Here is a 16,983-nt window from a genome sequence, read left to right as displayed (position 1 = left end):
CTTCTTCTGCGGGATCAGGATGGGGGTGATCTCGTCCTTGAAGCGCCCACCTTCGATGGCCGCGCAGGCCTTCTGCTGGGAGGCGGCGGCGAAGGCGTCCTGGGCTTCCCGGCTGATGCCGTACTTTTCCACCAGGTTCTCGGCGGTGATGCCCATGTGGTAGTCGTTGAAGGCGTCCCACAGGCCGTCCTGGATCATGGTGTCCACCAGCTTGGCGTGGCCCATGCGCAGGCCGGTACGGGCACCGGGCATCACGTAGGGGGCGAGGCTCATATTCTCCTGGCCGCCAGCGATCACCACCTCGGCATCGCCGCAGCGAATGGCCTGGGCCGCGAGGTGCAAGGCCTTGAGTCCGGAGCCGCAGACCTTGTTCAGGGTCAGGGCCGGCACGGCGTGGGGCAGCTCGGCGAGGATGGCGGCCTGGCGGGCGGGGTTCTGGCCGGAGCCTGCGGTGAGCACCTGGCCGAGGATGACCTCGTCGACCTGGGCCCCATCGAGGCCGGTCTGGGCCAGCAACTGGCGGATCACGGCGGCGCCCAGCTCCGGCGCGGGGATGTTGGCCAGCGAGCCCTGGAAGCTGCCGACGGCGGTACGGGTGGCGGCAACGATGACGACGTCTTGCATGTTTCAAGTCCTCGAATCAGCGGAGCAGATCAGTCTGTGACCGGAAGGGTCGCAATGGTCGCACAGCGAACGTGCGCCAACCAGTCACTCAGTACGTGGGCAGCCCCATGCGCCGTCGAGCTTTGAGCGCGGCGCTGTCGCGCATGGCCCAGCGCACCATGGAGGCGGTGCGTTGCACGCCGCTGTGCACCAGCGGTCGCTGCCAGGCGGGCAGTTCCAGGCCCAGCAGCCTTTGTGCCCAGTCGGGCAGCAGGGCGATCCCGCCCTGCATCATCAGGTGGCCGACCGGCTTGGCCAGGGCGCTGGGGGCCGGGACGTTGCGCAGCAGGCGGACCACCTCGCGGGTGCGGTCGTCGCACAGCAGCTGCGGGCGCATCCGCTCCAGGTAGGCGGCGATGGCCTGGCGCGAGCGCGGCACGCCGCGGGCGCCCAGGCGTTCGGCCACCAGGGCGATCTCGTCGTAGTAGCGGTCCTGGTCGGTCGGGGAGAGGGTCGGGTCGAGGTAGGCCAGGTAGCCCTGGAGGAAGCAGCTGACTTCCGCCACGTGCACCCAGGTCAGCAGGTCGGGATCGCTGGCGGCATAGGGCCGACCATCCGGGGCGGTGCCCGTCACCTGCAGGTGGATGGTCTTCACCTTCTCTATCAGCCGCTCGGCGTCCTCGCGGCCGGCATAGGTGGTACCGGAGATGAACAGGCTGGTGCGGCGCAGGCGGCCGAGCATGTCCTCGCGGAAGTTGGAGTGGTCCCACACGCCGGCCAGCGCCAGAGGGTGCAGCATCTGCAGCAGCAGGGCACTGATGCCGCCGGTCATCATCGAGGTGAAGTCGCCGTGTACCCGCCAGACCACGGAGTCGGGGCCGAACAGGCCGGGGTCGCCCCTGGGGTTCTCCAGGTCGAGCAGGCCGAGGGAGGCGCCGGTGAGGCTGTGGATCTGGCGTTCGATGCGGGTGCGTATGAGGTTCATGGTGGGCAACGCTACAGCGTACTCGCGCTCCGCTACAAGCAGCGGCATGTCGCAGGCTTGGTGCCGGGATGAAAACGCCCGGCCGCCTTGCGACGGCCGGGCGCGGGTGGCGTGGGGTCAGTGGTTGAGGCGGGCGTCGATCAGGTTCTGCACCACTGAAGGGTCGGCCAGGGTCGAGGTGTCGCCCAGGTTCTCCAGTTCGTTGCAGGCGATCTTGCGCAGGATGCGCCGCATGATCTTGCCGGAGCGGGTCTTCGGCAGGCCGGGGGCCCACTGGATCAGTTCGGGCTTGGCGAAGCTGCCGATCTCCTTGCTGACCAGGGCGAGCAGTTCCTTCTTCAACTCCTCGCTGGGCTCCAGCCCCTTCATCGGGGTGACGAAGGCATAGATGCCCTGGCCCTTGAGGTCGTGGGGATAACCCACCACGGCGGCCTCGGCCACGGCGTCGTGCAGCACCAGTGCGCTTTCCACTTCGGCGGTGCCGATGCGGTGGCCGGAGACGTTGATCACGTCGTCGACGCGGCCGGTGATCCAGTAGTAGCCGTCCTCGTCGCGGCGGGCGCCGTCGCCGGTGAAGTAGTAGCCGGGGTAGGCGGAGAAGTAGGTCTCGATCATCCGCTTGTGGTCGCCGTAGACGGTGCGGATCTGGCTCGGCCAGCTGGCCTTGATGGCCAGGACGCCGGAGCCGGGGCCTTTGATCTCGTGGCCCTTCTCATCTAGCAGCACCGGCTGCACGCCGAAGAACGGCCGGGTGGCGGAACCGGGCTTGAGGGCGGTGGCGCCGGGCAGGGGGGTGATGAGGATGCTGCCGGTCTCGGTCTGCCACCAGGTGTCGACGATGGGGCAGCGGCGCTCGCCGACCACGTTGTAGTACCACTCCCAGGCTTCCGGGTTGATCGGCTCGCCGACGCTGCCGAGCAGGCGCAGGCTGCTGCGGTCGGTGCGGCGCACCGGCTCCTCGCCTTCGCGCATGAGGGCGCGCAGGGCGGTGGGGGCGGTGTAGAAGATGTTGACCTTGTGCTTGTCGATCACCTGCCAGAAGCGCGAGGCATCCGGGTAGCTGGGCACGCCCTCGAACACCAGGGTGGTGGCGCCGTTGGCCAGCGGGCCGTAGACGATGTAGCTGTGGCCGGTGACCCAGCCGACGTCGGCGGTGCACCAGTAGATGTCACCCTCGTGGTAGTCGAACACGTACTTGTGGGTCATCGCCGCGCCCAGCAGGTAGCCGCCGGTGGTGTGCAGTACGCCCTTGGGTTTGCCGGTGGAGCCGGAGGTGTAGAGGATGAACAGCGGGTCTTCGGCGTCCATCCATTCCGGTTCGCATGCCTCGGCGGCGCCTTGCAGGGCCTCGTGGTACCAGAGGTCGCGGCCTTCCACCCAGCCCACCTCGCCCTGGGTGCGTTGCACCACGACCACGGTGGACACGTCCGGGCACTCCTTCAGCGCCTTGTCGACGTTCTGCTTCAGCGGCACGTACTTGCCGCCGCGCACGCCTTCGTCGGCGGTGATCACGGCACGGCAGTCGGCATCGAGGATGCGGTCGCGTAGGGAGTCCGGGGAGAAGCCGCCGAACACCACCGAGTGGACGGCACCGATGCGGGCGCAGGCCAGCATGGCGTAGGCGGCCTCGGGCACCATCGGCATGTAGATGCACACCCGGTCACCCTTCTTCACGCCCCGCGCCTTGAGCACGTTGGCCAGGCGGCAGACGTTGCTGTGCAGCTTGCGGTAGGTGATGTGGGCGGATTCGGTGGGGTTGTCGCCTTCCCAGATGATCGCGATCTGCTCGGCGCGGGTGTCCAGGTGGCGGTCGATGCAGTTGTAGGCGACGTTCAGCTTGCCGCCCTTGAACCAGCGCGCTTCGCCCTTGGCGAGGTCGCTGTGGTGCAACTCGTCCCAGGGTTTGAACCAGTGGAGGAAGCGGGTGGCCTGCTCGCTCCAGAAGGCCTGGGGCTCGTCCACGGACTGGCGGTAGAGGCGCTGGTAGGTGTCGTTGTCGATATGGGCGCGTTGGCGCACGTCTTCAGGCACGGGGTGAAGGCTGATCTCGTACATGGCGAATTCCTTGTTGTTGTTTGCCGAGATGGCGACAAGGTTGCCTGCAACGCCGGGCCGCCTTCAAGGGGCGCGAAGGGGCTTGTAGGGATATTCCAGCTGGGCTGCGACCAGGTCTGCAGTGGCGCTGCCGTAGCGTGTGTCGATGGCCTGCAGGGCTTCGTCCAGTACGGCGCCGGGCAGGGCCTGGGGGGCTTGCAGCTCGACGGTGTCCTCGGCTTCGGCAGCATCGGGCAGCAGCTCCAGGCCGTGGAGACTGGTGACGGGCGTGCCGGCGCTGCCCACCACGCGGGTGCGGAAGGTCCGGGCCCAGGCATCCACCTGCAGCGCCAGGGTCGCTTCGTCCATGCCGGGGGCCAGCGTCACGGCCAGGGTCTCCTGGCGCCAGGGCAGCAGCCAGTTGCCGGCGGCGGTCAGGTAGCCCCGGGTGCCGAGGGCGAAGCCGAGGCTGTGGTGCTCGGCGGACCAGCGCTCCACACCGATCTCGCGGCCGACGGCGTAGGCCTTTTCGTCCCCGGCGATGGCCGCCACCAGGGCCAGTGAGGCGGGCAGTGCGGCGCTGACGCCGGAGGTGGTGACGAGGTTGCCGTCGGCCAGGTAGCGGCGGTCCTCCTGCCACTGGGTGCGCGGGTAGTCGGCCTGCCGTTCGTCGCGGGAGTACCAGTGCCCGGTGGCCCGGCGGCCGTCCAGCAGGCCGGCCTGGCCCAGCACCAGTACGCCATCGCAGATGCCGACGACGGTGGCGCCCCGTGCCGCCTGTTCGGCGACGAAGCGGGTGAGGCGCGGGTCGTCGCTGTGGTGCACGGCAGGGACGATGAGGTAGTCCGCCCCGTCCGGGTAGCGCTGTTCGAAGGCATCGACGGTGGCCTGGGCGCGCATCCGCAGTGCCGGCATCAGCTGCACGGGGCCCGGCTGGGTGGACAGGGTGATCACCTCGCCCACCTGGGCGCGGCTGAGTACCGAGAAGGGCACGAGAAGATCCACCAGTTCGGTCATGCCGTTCTCGGCGACCACGGCGATCACCGGCTGCGTCCGCCCGAAGCGGGGGTGGTAGGGCGGCAGGGCGTCGTCCGCCAGGGCCGGGGTGGTTAACAGCAGGCTCGCGAGGATCAGTAGCAGGGTGCGCATGGGCGTTCTCCGTCAATTGGTCACAGTCTGCGGATCGGCGGGCTGTCGTGAATGACGTCGATAGGTGAATATCTGCCAACTTTTTCTGTCTGTTCCGAGGTGTGTGGCATGGCCGGCCATCAGGTGGCGCTCGTGGTGTTTCCGGACTTCCAGCTGCTCGATGCGACCGGGCCGGCGGAGGTGTTCGCGGCGGCCAGCGAGGCACTGCCCAAGGGCGAGGGCTATGCCCTCAGGCTGCTGTCGCCCGAGGGCGGGCTGGTGCGCTCCAGCACGGGCCTGGCGCTGATGACGGAGCCCCTGCCGGCCGCCGATGAGCTGGCCGGGGCAACGCTGCTGGTGGCGGGTGGGCATGGCGTGCAGCGCGCGATGGGTGGGGGCGCGCTGGCGCGTTGGCTGGCCGCTGTGGCGCCTGCCGCCGCGCGTTGCGGTTCGGTGTGCACCGGGGCCTTCCTCTTGGCCCAGACAGGCTTGCTGGACGGGCGGCCGGTGGTGACCCACTGGCGCTATGCCGAGCTGCTGCAGCGCCTGTTCCCTCGGCTGCAGGTGCTGCAGGAGTCCCTCTTCGTGGAGGCGGGCCGCATCTACAGCTCGGCCGGCGTCACGGCGGGCATGGACCTGTGCCTGGCCCTGGTGGAGGCGGATCACGGCCGTGAGCTGTCATTGCAGGTGGCCAAGGGGCTGGTGATGTACCTGCGGCGCCCGGGGGGCCAGCGCCAGTTCAGTGCGGAGCTGCTGGCCCAGCAGGCCCGGCAGGGCAGCCTGGCGGAGCGGCTGGCGGACTGGGTGCGGGGGCACCTGCGGGAGGCGCTGGATGTGGAGACGCTGGCGGCGCAGATGGCGGTGTCGTCCCGCACGCTGCACCGGCATTGCCTGGATGAGCTGGGGATAACGCCGGCGCGGCTGGTGCTGCAGCTGCGGCTGGAAAAGGCCTGTCGGTTGCTGGAGGCGGGGGAGGGGGCGTTGAAGCGGGTGGCGCTGGAAACCGGCTTCGGCAGTGAGTACAACCTGCGCCGCGCCTTCGTCCAGGCCCTGGGGGTGACGCCCAGCGAGTACCGCGAGCGCTTTTGCCGCTGACACCCCGCCGCGCTGGGCGGCGGGGTGCTTCGATCAACCGCGGTGACGGCCGCGGAAGAAGTCGATCAGGCCCTGGGTGGAGCCGTCCTCGGCGGGGTTCTCTTCGCTGCCCACCAGGCGCGAGTAGACCGCCTTGCCCAGCTCCTTGCCCAGTTCCACGCCCCACTGGTCGAAGGCGTTGATGCCCCACAGCACGCTCTGCACGTACACCTTGTGCTCGTACATGGCGATCAGCGCGCCCAGGCGACGGGGGCTGATGCGCTCCATCACCAGGGTGTTGCTGGGGCGGTTGCCGGGGATGACCTTGTGCGGCGCCAGGCGCTGCACTTCGGCTTCGTCCAGGCCCTTGGCGCGCAGTTCGTTCTCGGCCTCCTCGCGGGATTTGCCGAGCATCATCGCCTGGCTCTGGGACAGGCAATTGGCGAACAGCCACTGGTGGTGGTCGGCCACCGGGTTGTAGCTGGACACCGGGACGATGAAGTCCGCCGGGATCAGGTGGGTGCCCTGGTGCAGCAGCTGGTGGTAGGCGTGCTGGCCGTTGCAGCCGACGCCGCCCCAGATCACCGGGCCGGTGCCGGCGGTCACCGGGGTGCCGTCCTGGCGCACGCTCTTGCCGTTGGACTCCATGTCCAGCTGCTGCAGGTGATCGGTGAAGTTGCGCAGGTAGTAGTCGTAGGGCAGGACCGCATGGCTGCGGGCGCCCCAGAAGTCGTTGTACCAGACGCCGAGCAGGCCGAGGATGACCGGGATGTTGCGTTCGAAGGGGGCGGTCTGGAAGTGCTGGTCCATGCTGTAGGCGCCGGACAGCAGCTCCTTGAAGTTGGAGATGCCGATGGACATGGCGATCGGCAGGCCGATGGCCGACCACAGCGAGTAGCGCCCGCCGACCCAGTCCCACATCGGGAAGATGTTCTCTTCGCGGATGCCGAAGGCCAGCGCGGCCTCCTTGTTGCTGGAGACGGCGATGAAGTGGCGGTACAGCTCCTGCTCGCTGCCGCCCTGGGCCAGGTACCAGGCGCGGGCGGCCTGGGCGTTCTTCAGGGTCTCGAGGGTGCCGAAGGACTTGCTGGAGACGATGAACAGGGTGGTCTCGGCGTTGAGCTTGCAGGCCAGCTCGCGGAATTCGCTGCCGTCGACGTTGGCCAGGTAGTGGCAGCGCACGCCCTTCTGGGCGAACGGCAGCAGCGCTTCGGACACCAGCTGCGGGCCGAGGAAGGAGCCACCGATGCCGATGTTCACCACGTCGGTGATGGGCTTCTCGGTGTAGCCGCGCCACAGGCCGTTGTGCACGTAGCCGACCAGCTCGGTCATCTGGTGCAGCACGCGGTGCACCTCGGGCATCACGTCCTTGCCGTCCACCCGCACCTTGTCGCCGATGGGCCGGCGCAGCGCGGTGTGCAGCACCGGGCGTCGCTCGGAGGCGTTGATCATCTCGCCGCGGAACATGGCCTGGATGGCTTCGCCCAGCTGGGCCTCCTCGGCGAGCTTCACCAGCAGGGCGAGGGTGTCGGGGCGCACCAGGTTCTTCGAGTAGTCCAGCAGCAGGCCGCAGGCGCTGAGGCTGAAGCGCTTGAAGCGCTCGGCATCATCCTGGAAGGCCTGGCGCATGCTGAACCCGGCGAGCTCCTCGCGGTGCGCGCGCAGGGCGCTCCAGCTGTCCAGGCGGGTGACGTCGAGCGGTGTCAGGTGGTGGTTCATGAGGTGCCTTTCAAACAGTGATCGAGGGTATGAACACTAAAAAGCCCGGAGTGTTCCGGGCTTGGATTCTAGCGTGTGGGCGTCAGGCCACCTGGACGGGAATCGCATTGCTGGTGTGGCTGAGCTCGTTGCCCGGGGCCATGTACAGCATGCGCGGCTTGAAGTTGGCCAGCTCGGCTTCGCTGTAGTGGGCGTAGGCGCAGATGATCACGCGGTCGCCCACCTTAGCCTTGTGCGCGGCGGCGCCGTTGACCGAGATCATCCGCGAGCCGTTCTCGCCACGGATGGCGTAGGTGGTGAAGCGCTCGCCGTTGTCGACGTTGTAGATCTGGATCTGTTCGTACTCGCGGATGCCGGCGAGGTCGAGCCACTCGCCGTCGATGGCGCAGGAGCCTTCGTAGTCGAGGACGGCATGGGTGACTTCGGCACGGTGCAGCTTGGCCTTGAGCATGATGGCGTGCATGGCGTTTTCCTTGTTTATCCGGTGGGCCCTCGGGCGGGGCCCTGCACGGGTCAGGCGTTGTCGTCGAGGTTGAAGGCGAGGTTGTCGATCAGCCGGGTGTTACCGAGGTAGGCCGCGGCGAGGAGCACCAGGTGACGGTCGCAAGGCTGGGCGGTGCGCAGGGTATGCGATTCGCGCAGCTCCAGGTAGTCGGGACGCAGGCCGGCGCCGGCGAGGGCGCTACGGCCTTCCTCCAGCAGGGCGGCATGGTCGCTGCGACCGGCGCGGACGCCCTCGGCCAGCTGGCGCAGGGTGGCGTAGAGGGTCGGGGCGATGGCGCGCTGGGCGGCGTCCAGGTAGCCGTTGCGGGAGGACAGCGCGAGGCCGTCCTCGGCGCGGACGGTGGGCTCGCCGATGATCTGGATGGGCATGTTCAGGTCGCGCACCAGCTTGCGGATCACCGCCAGCTGCTGGAAGTCCTTCTCGCCGAACACGGCCAGGTCCGGCTGGACCATGTTGAACAGCTTGCTGACCACGGTGGCGACGCCTTCGAAGTGGCCCGGGCGGCTGGCGCCACACAGGCCCTCGGAAACGAGGGGGACGTTGACGCGGGTCTGGCCGTCCATGCCGTCGGGGTACATCTCTTCCACGTCGGGGTGGAACAGCAGGTGGCAACCGGCGGCCACCAGCTTCTCCTGGTCGGCGGCGAGGGTGCGCGGGTATTTGGCGAGGTCTTCGCTGGGGCCGAACTGCAGCGGGTTGACGAAGATGCTGGCGATCACGAAGTCTGCGCGCTGGCTGGCCTTCTCCACCAGGGCGACATGGCCCGAGTGCAGGTTGCCCATGGTGGGCACGAAGCCGATGCGCTTGCCTTCGCTGCGGGCACGGGCGACGGCCGCGCGCAGTTCACGGACGGTCTTGACGGTGATCATGCGGTGAATCCGTGCTCGGCGGCGGGGAAGGTGACGTCCTTGACGGCGCGTACATAGGCGGCGAGGGCGCCCTGGATGCTGGTCTGGCCTTCCATGAAGTTCTTCACGAACTTGGGCGTGCGGCCGGTGAGGGACAGGCCGAGCATGTCGTGCAGGACCAGCACCTGGCCGTCGGTGGCGCTGCCGGCGCCGATGCCGATGACCGGGATCTTCACCGACTGGGTGATTTCAGCGGCCAGTTCGCTGGGCACGCACTCCAGCAGCAGCATGGCGGCGCCGGCCTGTTCCAGGGCCATGGCGTCGGCACGCAGCTGGCGCGCCTGGGCTTCCTGGCGGCCCTGCACCTTGTAGCCACCGAGGATGTTCACCGCCTGGGGGGTGAGGCCGAGGTGGGCGCAGACCGGGATGCCGCGTTCGGCCAGCAGGCGGATGGGCTCGGCGAGCCAGGCGGCGCCTTCGAGCTTGACCATGTGCGCACCGGCCTGCATCAGCGCGGCGCAGTTGGCGAAGGTCTGCTCCAGGGTGGCGTAGGCCATGAACGGCAGGTCGGTGATGATCAGCGAACCCTGGTTGCCACGCTTCACGGCGGCGGTGTGGTAGGCCATGTCGGCGACGCTGACGGGCAGGGTGCTGTCATGGCCCTGCAGGACCATGCCGAGGGAATCGCCCACCAGCAGGACGTCGGCGCCCGCCTGGCTGGCGGCCTGGGCGAAGGTCGCGTCGTAGGCCGTGAGCATGGCGATTTTCTCGCCTTTCTGCTTCAGCTCTTGAAGGGTGGTCAGGGTCACATCAGGCATGAAAACGTCCTCATCGGTACCGATTCTGCACCGGTACGGGGCAACGGGACGCTTATAGTCCCGATGGGGGGGCATGGTGTCAATTGCAGGTGTTACCGAGCTGTTACGGCGTTACCGCCGGCGCGGAAAGGCCCTCGATACGCTCCAGCCCGGTGTAGGGGCAGGCGTCCAGCAGGGCCTGGAGCGGCCGGCCGTCGGGCAGTTGCAGGTCGGGTGCGATCTCGGCCAGGGGATACAGCACGAAGGCGCGGGCGTGCATGTGGTAGTGGGGGACCTGCAGGCGCGGCTCGTCGATCTGCCGCTGGCCGAACAGCAGGATGTCCAGGTCGAGGGTGCGCGGGCCCCAGCGCTCGTCCTTGCGCACGCGCCCCTGGGACAGTTCGATGGCCTGCAGGGCGTCGAGCAGCTCCAGGGGGGCGAGGTCGGTGTCCAGCGCGGCAACGGCATTGCTGTAGCGGGGCTGGTCCGGTGGGCCGAGGGGGTCGCTGCTGTAGAGGGACGACACGGCGCTGAGCTGCGTGCCGGGGAGGGCGGCCAGGGCCGCCAGGGCATTGCGCAGTTGGCTGGCTGGGTCCGACAGGTTGCTGCCCAGGCCGATGTAGACGCGCTCCATCTTATTCGCCAGCCGGGGCGCTGCCTTCGCTGCGGGGGCCGCGTTTGCGACGGCCGCCGCCACGGCGACGCTTGCGCGGTGCGGCACCGCCTTCGTCGCGGCTGCTGAGGTCGCGGATCATGGCGCGGCGTTCGCTGTCGCTGGCGTCCTGGTAATCGGTCCACCAGTCGCCCAGGCCGCCGGTTTCCTCGCCCGCGCTTTCACGCAGCAGGAGGAAGTCATAGCCGGCGCGGAAGCGGGGGTTCTCCAGCAGCAGGTCGGCACGCTTGCCGCTGCGGCGGGGCAGGCGTTCCTGCATGTCCCAGATTTCGCGGATCGGGATGGTGAAACGCTTGGGAATGGCGGTGCGCTGGCACTGTTCGAGGATCAGACCGTGGGCGGCTTCCTGGATCGCCGGGATCGGCGGCATGCCCTTTTCCTGCAGCAGGGCGGCACGGACGGGCAGGGCCGGCCAGAGCAGGGCGGCGAAGAGGAAGGCCGGGGTGACCGGCTTGCCGAGACGGATGCGCTCGTCGGTGTTGGCCAGGGCCTGGCGGATCAGGGCGCCAGCGTACTCGGGGTCGCGCTCCAGGGAGGCGGCGGCCGCCGGGAACAGCGGGGCGAAGAGGTCGTACTCCAGCAGCAGTTCGAAGGTGCGCTCGGCCTTGCCGCCGAGGAACAGCTTGAGGACTTCGTCGAACAGGCGTGCGGAGGGGATGTCCCGCAGCATGGGGGCCAGGCGACGGATCGGTGCGGCGCTGTGCTTCTCGATCTCGAAGCCCAGCTTGGCGGCGAAGCGTACGGCTCGCAGCATGCGCACCGGGTCTTCCAGGTAGCGCTGTTCGGGGTCGCCGATCAGGCGGATCAGGCGGTTGCGGATGTCGTGCACGCCGTGGGCGTAGTCGAGCACGCGCTCGGTGACCGGATCGTAATAGAGGGCATTGATGGTGAAGTCGCGGCGCTGCGCGTCCTCTTCCTGGTTGCCGTAGACGTTGTCACGCAGGATGCGGCCGCTTTCGTTGCGCGAGGACTGGTTGCTGTCTTCGTCATCACCCTGGGGGTGGTTGGCGCGGAAGGTCGCGGTCTCGATGATTTCCCGGCCGAAATGCACATGGACCAGCTTGAAGCGGCGGCCGATTACCCGGGCATTGCGGAACTCGGCACGCACCTGCTCGGGGGTCGCGTTGGTGGCGACGTCGAAGTCTTTCGGGTCCAGGCCCAGCATGAGGTCACGGACGCAGCCGCCGACCAGGTAGGCCTGGTAGCCCGCCTTCTGCAGGCGTTCCACGACGTTCACCGCGTTACGGCTGATGTCCGCGCGGTCCAGCGCGTGCTGGCGGTTGCTCAGGACTTCAGGTGTGCTGCGGGGATGCTGGGTGCGGCGCAGGGGAGAGCGAAAGGACTGGATCAGCTTCTTCAGCATGGGAGGCACTGTGTGTGGGATGGGCGGCCGGAACGAATGAGAGACCGCACGATGGGCGCGGATTCTAGCACTGGGCGGGGGGATGGTGAAGGAAGCGGCGGGAGTGTGTCAAAGCTACTGGGGGAGCCGAAGCTCCCCCCCAAACTGGTGCGTGCTTTGTTTTTATTATTGAGCCGGGCTTGCTGTTCTTGTTGTTTGACCCGTACCAGCAGATTCGTGATCTCTGGATATGCCCTCGAATCGAGGGTCAAGAGCAAACGGATTGCTTTGGATGCTGATGGTGCCGTGATCATTCGATCCAACCAGTTCGGGTGCTGCCTGAGTAAGCAGTTTTATTGTTCTCGGTCTGGTCGTGGGGCGAGCCCCAATGGCAACTCCTCTCCAAAAGAATCAGTTAGCTGCGCCTCCGCGGTTTTGTTCTTGTTGTGCTGGAGTCGGTGCGTATTGTTCTTGTTGTGGGGTTACTACGGTTTTTATTGTTGTTGTGCCAGAGATAAAGCAGTTGCCGTGCCAACTTTTGCAAATCCTTTAAAATCAATGACTTGTGTAAAGCGGGGCATGGCGATGAGGTACAAAAAAGCCGGGTTTCCGTTACCGACTCACCCGGCTTTTGTTACGAGAGGTTTTTGCGGTAACAGCCCGGGGAACTCCTAACCGTTCCCACGGTCACGCGCAACCTCGGGCAGTCAGGAGGTGGCAGCCCCCGATTTGCGCCGGGGGATGCCCAGGCGCTGGCGGCGTTCCCACAGGCATTTGCGGCTGATGCCCAGCTTGCGGGCCAGCTCGGTCTCGGTCATGTGGTCCTGATGCTCGAGGACGAAATGCTGGAAGTAGTCCTCGAGGGACAGGTCTTCCGTGGGTTCGTGGGTGCTGGCGGCCGTGGCCTGGGTGGGGCCGTCGAGGAAGTCGTCGTCCTCCAGGTCGGCCAGCTCGATGTCGATGCCCAGCAGGTCTGCCGAGATATCCGGGCTCTCGCAGAGAATCACCGCACGCTCGATGGCGTTCTCCAGTTCACGCACGTTACCGGGCCAGGAGTAGTGGCGGATGGCTTGTTCCGCATCGTGGGCGAAGCGCAGTTCTTCGCGCCCCATGCGGGTGCACTGGCGCGCCAGGAAGGCGCGGGCGATCTCGATCACGTCGTTACCGCGTTCGCGCAGGGCGGGCAGCTTCAGGGAGATGACGTGGAGGCGGTAATAGAGGTCTTCGCGGAACTGGCCGGTCTTGGCCAGGGTCTTGAGGTCGCGGTGGGTGGCGGCAATCAGGCGCACATCCACCTTCTGCGACTGGACCGAGCCGACACGGCGGATCTCGCCTTCCTGCAACACCCGCAGCAGGCGCGCCTGGGCTTCCAGGGGCAGCTCGCCGATTTCGTCGAGGAACAGCGTGCCGCCGTCGGCCGCTTCCACCAGGCCGGCGCGGCCGGCGGTGGCGCCGGTGAAGGCGCCCTTCTCGTGACCGAAGAGTTCGGACTCGATCAGGGTTTCGGGAATGGCTGCGCAGTTCACCGAGATCATCGGTGCCTTGGCGCGGCGGGAGAGGTTGTGCAGGGCACGGGCCACCAGTTCCTTGCCGGTCCCGGATTCGCCCTGGATGAGCACCGTGGAGTCGGTGGGGGCGACCTTGCGGATCTTGCTGTAGAGCTCCTGCATGGCGGAGCAGGAGCCGATGATGCCGATCTCGCCATCGGCCTGGGGTGCGCTGCTCTTCTCCTGGGTGCGGGTCGGGGCACGTTCGGCAGGGGCCGCCTTGTTCTCCTGGCGGTCCTTGATGATGCGGGCGACGGCCTGGAGCATCTCGTCGTGGTCGAAGGGCTTGGCGATGTAGTCCACCGCGCCCATCTTCATCGAGTCCACCGCCGAGCGCAGGCTGGCGTAGCTGGTCATGATCAGCACCGGGGTGCCCTGGGCCAGCTTGATCAGTTCGGTACCGGGGGCGCCGGGCAGGCGCAGGTCGCTGACGATGAGGTCGAAACCGGGGATGCTGTAGCGCTCCTGGGCCTCCTGGACAGACCCGGCTTCACTGACCTGGTACTGGTTGCGCTCGAGCAGGCGGCGCAAGGCGGAACGGATGATGGTTTCGTCTTCGACGATCAGGATATGTGGCATTCGGTTCAGCTCTCTCGACAGTCTCAGATGGCAGCGCTGGGCGCTTCGGCGAAGCGTGGCAGTGTCACCCTGAAACGGGTGCCGCGCTGCTGCTCGGGGTCGGCCGGGCTTTCTATGGTGATGTGGCCATAATGCTCTTCCACGATTGAATAGACCAGCGCAAGGCCCAGCCCGGTCCCCTTGCCGGGGTCCTTGGTGGTGAAGAAGGGCTCGAACAGCCGGTCCATGATCGCCTTGGGAATCCCGCTGCCTTCGTCCTCCACGATCAGCTCCACGGCATGGTCGGAGATGGCGCTGCGCACGCGGATCGCACTGCCCTCGGGCGAGGCGTCGCGGGCGTTGGACAGCAGGTTGATCAGCACCTGGGCCAGGCGCTGGGGGTCACCCTCGACGATGTGGTGCGGGTCGCAGAGGTTGAAGAACTGCACATCGATGCTGCGCCTGTTCAGTGACAGCAGGCCGATGGCCTCCTGGGCGACGTCCGCCAGGCACACCGGTTCCGTGGCCTGCTGGCGGGCGCCGGCGTGGGCGAAGCTCATGAGCGACTGCACGATGCGCGACACCCGTTTGGTTTGCTCGAGGATCTGCCCGCTGATCTCGGTCAGCTCGGCGTCGCCCTCGCGCTCTTCCCGTAGGTTCTGCGCCAGGCAGGCGATGCCGGTGATGGGGTTGCCGATCTCGTGGGCGACCCCGGCGGCCAGGCGGCCGATGGACGCCAGCCGCTCGGAGTGCACCAGCTTGTCTTCCAGCAGCAGCGTGTCGGTCACGTCTTCCACCAGCACCACCAGGCCACTGTTACCGGGGGCCAGCGGCTCGTCGATGGCGGCCTTGTGCAGGTTCAGCGAACGCACCTGGCCTTCCAGCGGCAGGCGCTGCTTGTGCAGGTGCTCGTCGGGCTGGCTGATGAAGCTTTCCAGCAGGCCCCGCCAGGGATCGCTGATGGCGGAGAGCCGCGAGCCGACCACGCGCTGCGCGGGAATCTCGGTCAGTTCCTCCATGGCGCGGTTCCACATGAGGATCTCCTGGTCCTTGGCCAGCGAACACACCCCCATCGGCAGCTCCTGCAGCGTGCGGCGGTGGTAGCGGCGCAAGGCATCGAGCTCGGCGGCCAGGCCGGTGAGCCGGGAGTGGTAGTCCTCCAGGCGGCTCTCGATGAAGTGGATGTCCTCGGTGACGTAGCCCTCGCTGCCGGATTTGTACGGCAGGAAGGTCTCCACGATGTCCTGTGCCACGCTCGGCCCCATCAGCCCGGAGAGGTTGGCTTCGATGCGGTCGCGCAGGCGGCGCAGGGCGTAGGGGCGGCGTTCGTCGAACGGCAGGTGGAGGTCTCGCAGGGCCTGCTCCACCTCCTTCTGCGCGGTCTTCGCACCCAGCGGCTTGGCCAGTTGCTCGGAAAACTCCTGGGGTGAGGCTGCCACCAGTTCGCGGCGTTGCGGCCGGCGCACGTTGTCCACGGCGCAGGCCTCGGCGGCACCACGTTCCTCGGGACTGGCCTCGGTGAACAGCGAGACCAGGGTGAACACCAGCACGTTGGCCGCCAGCGAGGCGATGGCCGCGATGTGCCAGCTGGTGTCGTCGAGCACGTAGATGGCGTTGAACAGCGGCACGTAGATGCCCTGCAGGTTGCCCAGCAGGGGCAGCAGCATGGAGAACATCCACACGCCGATGCCCGCCATCAAGCCGGCGATGAAGCCCCGGCGGTTTGCCGTCGGCCAGTACAGCACCGAGAGCGCGCCGGGCAGGAACTGCAGGGTGGCGACGAAGGCGACGATGCCCAGGTTCGACAGGTCCTGCTCGGCGCCGAGCAATAGATAGAAGCCGTAGCCGGCCATGATGATGGCGACGATCAGCGCCCGGCGGGTCCACTTCAGCCAGCGGTAGATGTTGCCTTCCGACGGCGGTTGGTAGAGCGGCAGCACCAGGTGGTTCAGTGCCATGCCGGAGAGCGCCAGGGTCAGCACGATGATCAGGCCGCTGGCAGCAGAGAGCCCGCCGATGTAGGCCAGCAAGGCGAGGGCATCGCTGTTCACTGCAATGCCCAGGCCCAGGGTGAAGTATTCCGGGTTGGTGGTGGCGCCGAGCTTGAGGCCGGCCCACAGGATCAGCGGCACCGCCAGGCTCATCAGCAGCAGGAACAGTGGCAGCCCCCAGCTGGCGCTGACCATGGCGCGGGGGTTGAGGTTCTCCGTGAAGGTCATGTGGTACATGTGCGGCATGACGATGGCCGAGGCAAAGAACACCAGCAGCAGCGTGCGCCACGGGCCTTCCTGCAGCGGTGTGTGCAGCGTCGAGAGCGCCGCCTGGTTCTGCAACAGCCACAGCTCCAGTTCGTGAGGTCCGCCGAACACGCCGTAGAGCGCATAGAGGCCGATGCCGCCGAGGGCGGTCAGCTTCACCAGCGACTCGAAGGCGATGGCGAACACCAGCCCCTCGTGCTTCTCCCGCGTGGCGATGTGGCGCGCGCCGAAGAGGATGGTGAACAGCGTGATCAGCGCGCAGAAGCCCAGGGCGACCCTGTCGTGCACCGGCTCGCGGGTGAGGATGCCGATGGAGTCGGCCACCGCCTGGATCTGCAGGGCCAGCAGGGGCAGTACGCCGATCAGCATGAACAGGGTGGTCAGTGCCCCGGCCCAGGTGCTGCGGAAGCGGAAGGCGAACAGGTCGGCCAGGGACGAGAGCTGGTAGGTGCGGGTGATCCGCAGGATCGGGTAAAGCAGCACCGGTGCCAGCAGGAAGGCCCCGGAGATGCCCAGGTAGCTGGCCAGGAAGCCGTAGCCGTACTGGTAGGCCAGCCCCACCGTGCCGTAGAAGGCCCAGGCGCTGGCGTACACGCCGAGGGACAGGGTGTAGGTGAGCGGGTGGCGGACGATGCGACGCGGAACGAAACCGCGATCGCTCAACCAGGCGACTCCGAACAGGGCAAAGAGGTAGGCCGCGCTGATGAGGATCAGCTGGCTCAGGCTAAAGCTCGTCAGCATCGCGTTGACTCTGCAGGATGAAGGTCACCACGATCAGGATCAGCCAGAGCAGGTAGGGGCGATACCAGGCCCCGTTGGGGTCGATCCACCAGTCCATGATGGCCGGGGAAAACAGGTAGATCCCCACCACCAGGAGCAGTACCAGTCGGTAGATATACATGCCGCATCTCA

At 67.4% G+C, this 16,983-nt stretch carries 14 protein-coding genes; 1 reads left to right on the top strand and 13 read right to left on the bottom strand.

Translation table 11 applies throughout. From position 1 onward, the window contains the following. The 4 genes from BM198_RS28055 to BM198_RS28040 all read right to left on the bottom strand — a co-directional run. Nucleotides 1-624 (bottom strand): thiolase family protein (locus tag BM198_RS28055; RefSeq protein WP_279626066.1); only part of this gene is annotated, 624 nt, incomplete at its 3' end. A gap of 88 nt (nt 625-712) precedes the next feature. Further along, on the bottom strand, nt 713-1,588 hold the full coding sequence (locus BM198_RS28050) for an oxygenase MpaB family protein (RefSeq protein WP_074974092.1): 876 nt from the start codon (nt 1,586-1,588) through the stop codon (nt 713-715). 117 nt (nt 1,589-1,705) lie between these two features. Beyond that, the gene (gene acs, locus BM198_RS28045; protein ID WP_074974090.1) at nt 1,706-3,643 is read right to left on the bottom strand and encodes an acetate--CoA ligase; all 1,938 of its coding nucleotides are present in this window, start codon (nt 3,641-3,643) and stop codon (nt 1,706-1,708) included. 63 nt (nt 3,644-3,706) lie between these two features. Then, nucleotides 3,707-4,771, bottom strand: a complete 1,065-nt coding sequence (locus tag BM198_RS28040) for a DJ-1/PfpI family protein (protein ID WP_074974088.1) — start codon at nt 4,769-4,771, stop codon at nt 3,707-3,709. A gap of 108 nt (nt 4,772-4,879) precedes the next feature. Here BM198_RS28040 and BM198_RS28035 point away from each other — a divergent pair, with 108 nt between their 5' ends. Continuing rightward, nucleotides 4,880-5,845, top strand: coding sequence for a GlxA family transcriptional regulator (locus tag BM198_RS28035; RefSeq protein WP_074974086.1), 966 nt, complete (start codon nt 4,880-4,882; stop codon nt 5,843-5,845). Nucleotides 5,846-5,878: 33 nt separating this feature from the next. On the opposite strand, the gene pgi is transcribed toward BM198_RS28035, so the two are convergent. From pgi to BM198_RS29965, 9 genes are all read right to left on the bottom strand, one after another. Beyond that, nucleotides 5,879-7,543, bottom strand: a complete 1,665-nt coding sequence (pgi, locus tag BM198_RS28030) for a glucose-6-phosphate isomerase (RefSeq protein WP_074974084.1) — start codon at nt 7,541-7,543, stop codon at nt 5,879-5,881. Between the two features lie 82 nt (nt 7,544-7,625). Beyond that, entirely contained in the window at nt 7,626-8,006 is a 381-nt protein-coding gene (gene panD / locus BM198_RS28025) for an aspartate 1-decarboxylase (RefSeq protein ID WP_003457244.1), read from the bottom strand. A 50-nt stretch (nt 8,007-8,056) separates the two neighbouring features. Next, the gene (panC, locus tag BM198_RS28020) at nt 8,057-8,917 is read right to left on the bottom strand and encodes a pantoate--beta-alanine ligase (protein ID WP_074974082.1); all 861 of its coding nucleotides are present in this window, start codon (nt 8,915-8,917) and stop codon (nt 8,057-8,059) included. Further along, nucleotides 8,914-9,714, bottom strand: coding sequence for a 3-methyl-2-oxobutanoate hydroxymethyltransferase (gene panB / locus BM198_RS28015; protein ID WP_074974080.1), 801 nt, complete (start codon nt 9,712-9,714; stop codon nt 8,914-8,916). The genes panC and panB overlap by 4 nt, the downstream gene beginning before the upstream one ends. Before the next feature lie 103 nt (nt 9,715-9,817). Further along, the gene (gene folK, locus BM198_RS28010; RefSeq protein WP_074974078.1) at nt 9,818-10,327 is read right to left on the bottom strand and encodes a 2-amino-4-hydroxy-6-hydroxymethyldihydropteridine diphosphokinase; all 510 of its coding nucleotides are present in this window, start codon (nt 10,325-10,327) and stop codon (nt 9,818-9,820) included. Between the two features lies 1 nt (nt 10,328). Continuing rightward, nucleotides 10,329-11,729, bottom strand: a complete 1,401-nt coding sequence (locus BM198_RS28005; RefSeq protein WP_044403335.1) for a polynucleotide adenylyltransferase PcnB — start codon at nt 11,727-11,729, stop codon at nt 10,329-10,331. A 686-nt stretch (nt 11,730-12,415) separates the two neighbouring features. Further along, nucleotides 12,416-13,834, bottom strand: coding sequence for a sigma-54-dependent transcriptional regulator (locus BM198_RS28000; protein ID WP_074974076.1), 1,419 nt, complete (start codon nt 13,832-13,834; stop codon nt 12,416-12,418). Nucleotides 13,835-13,857: 23 nt separating this feature from the next. Beyond that, the gene (locus BM198_RS27995; protein ID WP_074974074.1) at nt 13,858-16,812 is read right to left on the bottom strand and encodes a sensor histidine kinase; all 2,955 of its coding nucleotides are present in this window, start codon (nt 16,810-16,812) and stop codon (nt 13,858-13,860) included. Then, a complete protein-coding gene (locus BM198_RS29965) occupies nt 16,796-16,972 on the bottom strand; it encodes a hypothetical protein (protein ID WP_003095129.1) in 177 nt (58 codons plus the stop codon). Before BM198_RS29965 ends, BM198_RS27995 begins: the two co-directional genes overlap by 17 nt. Between the last annotated feature and the right edge of the window lie 11 nt (nt 16,973-16,983).

The organism is Metapseudomonas otitidis, from assembly GCF_900111835.1.
Lineage (GTDB): Bacteria > Pseudomonadota > Gammaproteobacteria > Pseudomonadales > Pseudomonadaceae > Metapseudomonas > Metapseudomonas otitidis.
This window is presented reverse-complemented; position numbering and strand designations above follow the sequence as displayed.

Bases quoted from the DNA above. Each gene is read 5' to 3' on its own strand.
- BM198_RS28005 (WP_044403335.1), bottom strand. From the start codon at position 11,729: ATGCTGAAGAAGCTGATCCAGTCCTTTCGCTCTCCCCTGCGCCGCACC.
- panD (WP_003457244.1), bottom strand. From the start codon at position 8,006: ATGCACGCCATCATGCTCAAGGCCAAGCTGCACCGTGCCGAAGTCACC.
- BM198_RS28035 (WP_074974086.1), top strand. From the start codon at position 4,880: ATGGCCGGCCATCAGGTGGCGCTCGTGGTGTTTCCGGACTTCCAGCTG.
- panC (WP_074974082.1), bottom strand. From the start codon at position 8,917: ATGATCACCGTCAAGACCGTCCGTGAACTGCGCGCGGCCGTCGCCCGT.
- folK (WP_074974078.1), bottom strand. From the start codon at position 10,327: ATGGAGCGCGTCTACATCGGCCTGGGCAGCAACCTGTCGGACCCAGCC.
- BM198_RS28000 (WP_074974076.1), bottom strand. From the start codon at position 13,834: ATGCCACATATCCTGATCGTCGAAGACGAAACCATCATCCGTTCCGCC.
- acs (WP_074974090.1), bottom strand. From the start codon at position 3,643: ATGTACGAGATCAGCCTTCACCCCGTGCCTGAAGACGTGCGCCAACGC.
- pgi (WP_074974084.1), bottom strand. From the start codon at position 7,543: ATGAACCACCACCTGACACCGCTCGACGTCACCCGCCTGGACAGCTGG.
- BM198_RS27995 (WP_074974074.1), bottom strand. From the start codon at position 16,812: ATGCTGACGAGCTTTAGCCTGAGCCAGCTGATCCTCATCAGCGCGGCC.
- panB (WP_074974080.1), bottom strand. From the start codon at position 9,714: ATGCCTGATGTGACCCTGACCACCCTTCAAGAGCTGAAGCAGAAAGGC.
- BM198_RS28050 (WP_074974092.1), bottom strand. From the start codon at position 1,588: ATGAACCTCATACGCACCCGCATCGAACGCCAGATCCACAGCCTCACC.
- BM198_RS28040 (WP_074974088.1), bottom strand. From the start codon at position 4,771: ATGCGCACCCTGCTACTGATCCTCGCGAGCCTGCTGTTAACCACCCCG.
- BM198_RS29965 (WP_003095129.1), bottom strand. From the start codon at position 16,972: ATGTATATCTACCGACTGGTACTGCTCCTGGTGGTGGGGATCTACCTG.